We start from the raw sequence: 4,760 nt of genomic DNA, 5'->3' as shown, positions 1-4,760 counted from the left end.
CGGGCGCGCCGGGCGGGCCGAGCGGGAGGCCCTGCGCGCCCTGCTGCCCGCCTGACCCCGACCGGCACACCGACCGACTCCGAAGGGCATTCGACATGACCCGCACGCTGCACCTCGCGCTGAGCGCCTACGGCGTCGGCGGCCCCGGCCAGCACGGCCTGTGGAAGGACCCGCGCGTCCCGACCAACGCCAGCATCGACATCGACTACTACCTGCGGCAGGCGAAGACCGCCGAGGCGGCGCTGTTCGACGCCTACTTCATCGTCGACAGCCAGTTCATCAACGCCAGCTACCCGTCGCACTACCTCAACCGGCTCGAGCCGCTGACCCTGCTGTCCGCGGTCGCGACCCACACCCGCCACCTCGGCCTGGTCGCCACCGCCAGCTCCACCTACAACGCGCCGTTCAACCTGGCCCGGCGCTTCTCCTCCCTCGACCACATCAGCCACGGCCGCGCCGGATGGAACGTCGTCACCAGCTTCGACACCGGCACCTCGCGTAACTACGGCCTCGCCGAGCACCTCGACTACGCCACCCGCTACGCGCGGGCCCTGGAGTCCGTCGAGGTCGTGCGCGGCCTGTGGGACTCCTACGAGGACGACGCGTTCCCCGCCGACGTCTCCCGGGGCGTGTTCCTCGACCCGAGCCGGCTGCACTCGCTCGACCACGTCGGCGAGCACTTCTCCGTCGCCGGGCCGCTGAACCTGTCCCGCTCGCCGCAGGGCCAGCCGGTCATCTTCCAGGCCGGGGTGTCCGAGGAGGGCCGCGACCTCGCTGCCCGCGTCGCCGAGGGCATCTACGCTCCCGGCGGGACGATCGACCAGGCGCGGGCGTACTACCGCGACATCAAGTCCCGCGCCGGAGTGCTCGGCCGCGACCCCCACCACGTCGTGATCCTCGTCGGCGCCGGGCCGGTCGTCGCGGACAGCGACGAGGACGCGCACCGGCTGTCCCGCGACATCTTCGAGGCCGACAACGACTTCGACCGCAAGCTCGGCTTCCTCGGCCGCAGCTTCGGCAGCCACGACTTCGCCCAGTACGACCTCGACGGACCCTTCCCCGACGTCGCGCATCTCGCCGAGCGCAGCGGGCGCACCCGCGGCCTGGAGATCGTCCGGCTCGCCCGGGAGGAGAACCTCACCCTGCGCGAGGTCGTCGAGACCGTCACCGAGTACACCGCGTCGCCGTTCACCGGCGCCCCGAACACCGTCGCCGACGCCATCGAGGAATGGTTCCTCACCGACGCCGCCGACGGTCTGAACCTGCGTTTTCGCACCCACGACGACCTGGAGCGCTTCGTCGGCGACGTGGTGCCGCTGTTGCAGCGCCGCGGCCTGTTCCGCACCGAGTACGAGGCGGACACGTTGCGCGGCAACCTCGGCCTGCCGATCCCTGCCAACCGCCACACCCTCGAGCGCGAGCAGCGCATCGACGTGGCCGATGCCGATGCCGATGCCGATGCCGACGTGGCCGTGGCCGCAGCCGCGGCGGACCGGTCCGCTGTCCTCGAAGGGGCCGCGCGATGACCGCCCGCCCGCGGCTGCGCCTGGGGTTCCTCACCCACGTCGAGGGTCACGGCGACGCGGCCACCACCTACCGCCACGCGCAGGAGCTGTTCGTCGTCGCCGACGAACTCGGCTTCGACGTCGGCTGGGTGGCGCAGCACCACGTGCCCCTCGCTGGCGGCGGGGTGCCCTCACCGTGGACGTTCCTCGCGCATGCCGCCGCGCGCACCCGGCGCATCCGCCTGGCCACCGCGATCACCATCCTGCCGCTGGAGGACCCGGTTCGCCTCGCCGAGGACGTCTCCGTCGTGGACACCCTCAGCGGCGGGCGGGTCGAGATCGGCGTCGGCAGCGGCGCCAGCGAGCTGGAGTACGCGGTGTTCGGCCGCGACGTCGCCCGCCGGCGTGAACTGACCAGCGAAGGCCTCGCGGTCCTGCGCCGCGCGCTCGCGAACGAGGAGGTCGGCGCGCCCGGCTTCACCATCCAGCCGCCCGCCGGGGACTTCACCGAGCGGATCTGGCAGGGCGTGTTCAGCGAACCCGGCGCCCGCCACGTCGCCGCCGCCGGCTCCAACCTGCTGCTCAACCGGGCCACCTACGGCCACGACGCACCGACCGACGAGGTGCAGCGACCCTGGGCCGACGCCTACCTCGAGGACTGGACCCGCGCGCGCACCCCCCGCATCGGACTGTCCCGGTTCGTCTTCCCGGCAGCCGACCGGCAGGCGAGCCTGGCGCAGATCGGCCCGAGCGTGCTCGCCGCCGCCCAGCGCTTCGGTGAACGCGGCGGCTTCGCGGCGGGCATCGACCTCGAGGAGGCACTGCGCCGCTTCCACGCCTTCCACGGCCATCCCGAGCAGATCGTCGAGGAGCTGCGCCGGGAGCGGGTACTGCCCGTCGCCACCGACCTGATCACCCAGTTCAACCCGGCGGTCATCGACCACGACGCGGCGGTGCGCGCCCTGGAACTCATCGCCACGCAGGTCGCCCCCGCACTGGGCTGGACCCCCGCGCCGCCGCCGAGCACACCCCCCACCGCTGCGTCCGCCACCGATCCGTCCGCCACCGATCCGTCCGCGCCGCCGACCACGCGCGCCGCCCACCTCGAACCGGCAGGAGCCTGACCTGCGATGAGCGTCCCTGACACCGGCGGCCGCGCCGCCACCGGCCGCGCCGGCACCGCCTCTCTGGACGTCGCGCCGCCGCCGGGAGCGCGCACCCGGGGAACCGTCCTGATCGTCGCGGGCCGCGGCGAGTCCCCGGGCACCTATCGCCGGCTCGGCACGCGTCTGGCCGCCGACGCCTACCGGGTCCGCGTCCTGCCCGCGCCGACCCTCGACGACACCGACCTGCGCGGATCACTGGACCGCTTCGGCGCCCAGCTCAGCGCCGCCGTCGCCGCACTCGACGGCCCCGAGGGACTCGTCCGTCCGCTCGTCCTGCTCGGCGTGGACACCGGCGCCGCCGCCCTCGCCGCGCTGGCGGCGACCTTCCCGCCGGGTGCCCGCTGGTGGCCCGACGCGCTCGTCCTGGCCGGTCTGCCCGGCCACGGCACCCGCGTCACCGGCGGCTGGGACGTCGAACTCGACGCCCGCACGCACTGCCCGGTGCACCGCGGCGCCCTCGCCGAGGACCCGGCCGTGCGCCCCGGCGCGCTCGCCGACGCGCTGCCCGACGCGCTGCTCGACGCCGCCTACGGCAGCACCGCCGAGCTGCCCCAGCTGCTGCTCGTCGGCGACGCCGACCCGCTCGCCGACCGTGCCGCCCTCGCCCGCCTCGCGAAGGGACTGCCGGCGGCCCGCCTCGCCGTCGTCCGCGGCGCGCACCGCGACGTCCTCAACGACCTGCAGCACCGCACGGTCGCCGCCGAGATCGTGAGCTTCCTCGAGGCTCTGCGCGCCGGCCTGCCCCTCGTCCCGACCATCACGGTGGAGGCCAGCTCATGGTGAGTCCGACGCAGGTGTTCGACCCCCGCCGGCTGCGGCACGTCTTCGGCGCCTTCCCGTCCGGCGTCGCCGCGGTCGCCGCCGTCGTCGACGGCGCGCCGGTGGGCCTGCTGGTCAGCTCGTTCACGTCGGTCTCCCTGGACCCGCCGCTGGTGTCACTGTGCGTCGCGCACAGCTCGTCGACCTGGCCGGTGCTGGGCGCCGCGCCGCGCCTGGGCGTGAGCATCCTCAGCGCCGCGCAGGAACACGCCGCGCGTCAGCTCGCCGGCCGCGGCGCCGACCGGTTCGCCGAGCTGGGCTGGCGCACCAGCGACGACGGCGCCGTCCTGCTCGAGGGCGCCAGCGGCTGGCTGGAGACCAGCGTCGAGGCGCAGGTCCGCGCCGGCGACCACGACATCATCGTGCTGCGCGTCCACGACCTCGACGCCGACCACGACATCAGCCCACTGGTCTTTCACGCCAGTCAGTTCCGCCGCCTCGACCGCGCCTGAACGCGCCGTCCATGGCGGGGCCGCGGGCGCCGGCCGGCCGGGTCAGGCGGCGGCCAGGGTGGTGGTCGACACCTCCCAGAGCCGGGCCGCCGCCGCCGGGTCGAGGGCGTGCGCGGCGACGCCGTGGCGGGGGCCCTGGACGCCGGGCTCGGCTTCGTGGCAGTCCTCGAAGTAGCGCCCGCCGACACCGTCGAGCAGTGGTGAGGTCGCGACCAGCACCGACGTCGCCGCGCCCTGCTCGGGGGTCTTCCACCGCAGCGGCGACTCGCCGGCACCGGCGGCCGCGCGCATCCGGTTCAGGTCCTCTTCGGTGATATAGCGCTGCAGGTTGGTGCGGATGCCGCCGGGCATCAGCGCGTTGACGGTGATGCCGTCGCCGGCCCAGCGCCGGCTCGCCTCGACGGCGAACAGCACGTTCGCGGTCTTCGACTGCCCGTAGGCCGCCCACGGGTCGTAGGCGCGACGCTCGAAGTGGAGGTCGTCGAAGACGACCGGCGAGCGGTGGTGGGCGCTGGAGCTGACCGAGACGACCCGGGCCGCCCCGCCGGCGGCGGCCAGGGCGCCGTGCAGCCCGGTGCTCAGCGCGAAGTGGCCGAGGTGGTTGGTGGCGAACTGCAGCTCCCAGCCCGCCGCGGTGCGCAGCAGCGGCGAGGCCATGATCCCGGCGTTGTTGACCAGGATGTCGAGCGGACCCTCCCAGGCGGCGACGAACGCCGCGACGCTCGCCTGGTCGGCCAGGTCGAGCGGGCGGACGAGCAGCCGCGCGCCGCCGGTGCTCTCGGTGAGCTCCGCGGCGACGCGCTCGCCGGCCGCGGTGT

Annotated in this window: 5 protein-coding genes; 4 read left to right on the top strand and 1 reads right to left on the bottom strand. The window is 74.7% G+C overall.

Annotated features, from left to right (window positions below; genetic code table 11):
• The first annotated feature begins 95 nt into the window (after nucleotides 1-95).
• Genes MXD58_RS20175 through MXD58_RS20160 form a run of 4 tightly spaced genes read left to right on the top strand, consistent with a single transcriptional unit; the run spans nucleotide 96 to nucleotide 3,942 of the window.
• A complete protein-coding gene (locus tag MXD58_RS20175) occupies nucleotides 96-1,526 on the top strand; it encodes an LLM class flavin-dependent oxidoreductase (protein ID WP_248837094.1) in 1,431 nt (476 codons plus the stop codon).
• On the top strand, nucleotides 1,523-2,629 hold the full coding sequence (locus tag MXD58_RS20170) for an LLM class flavin-dependent oxidoreductase (RefSeq protein WP_248837093.1): 1,107 nt from the start codon (nucleotides 1,523-1,525) through the stop codon (nucleotides 2,627-2,629). The genes MXD58_RS20175 and MXD58_RS20170 overlap by 4 nt, the downstream gene beginning before the upstream one ends.
• Before the next feature lie 6 nt (nucleotides 2,630-2,635).
• Complete coding sequence (locus tag MXD58_RS20165) at nucleotides 2,636-3,454, top strand: alpha/beta hydrolase (protein WP_248837092.1); 819 nt, start codon at nucleotides 2,636-2,638, stop codon at nucleotides 3,452-3,454.
• Complete coding sequence (locus tag MXD58_RS20160) at nucleotides 3,448-3,942, top strand: flavin reductase family protein (protein WP_248837091.1); 495 nt, start codon at nucleotides 3,448-3,450, stop codon at nucleotides 3,940-3,942. Before MXD58_RS20165 ends, MXD58_RS20160 begins: the two co-directional genes overlap by 7 nt.
• 42 nt (nucleotides 3,943-3,984) lie before the next feature.
• Here the strand turns inward: MXD58_RS20160 and MXD58_RS20155 are convergent.
• Nucleotides 3,985-4,760, bottom strand: a 776-nt coding sequence (locus tag MXD58_RS20155; RefSeq protein WP_250609731.1) for an SDR family NAD(P)-dependent oxidoreductase, incomplete at its 5' end; no start/stop codon positions are given.

Origin of the sequence: Frankia sp. AgKG'84/4 (assembly GCF_023242965.2) — a bacterium.
Taxonomy (GTDB): Bacteria; Actinomycetota; Actinomycetes; order Frankiales; family Frankiaceae; genus Frankia.
The sequence above is the reverse complement of the archived record's forward strand: the minus strand, read 5'-3'. Positions and strand labels throughout refer to the sequence as shown.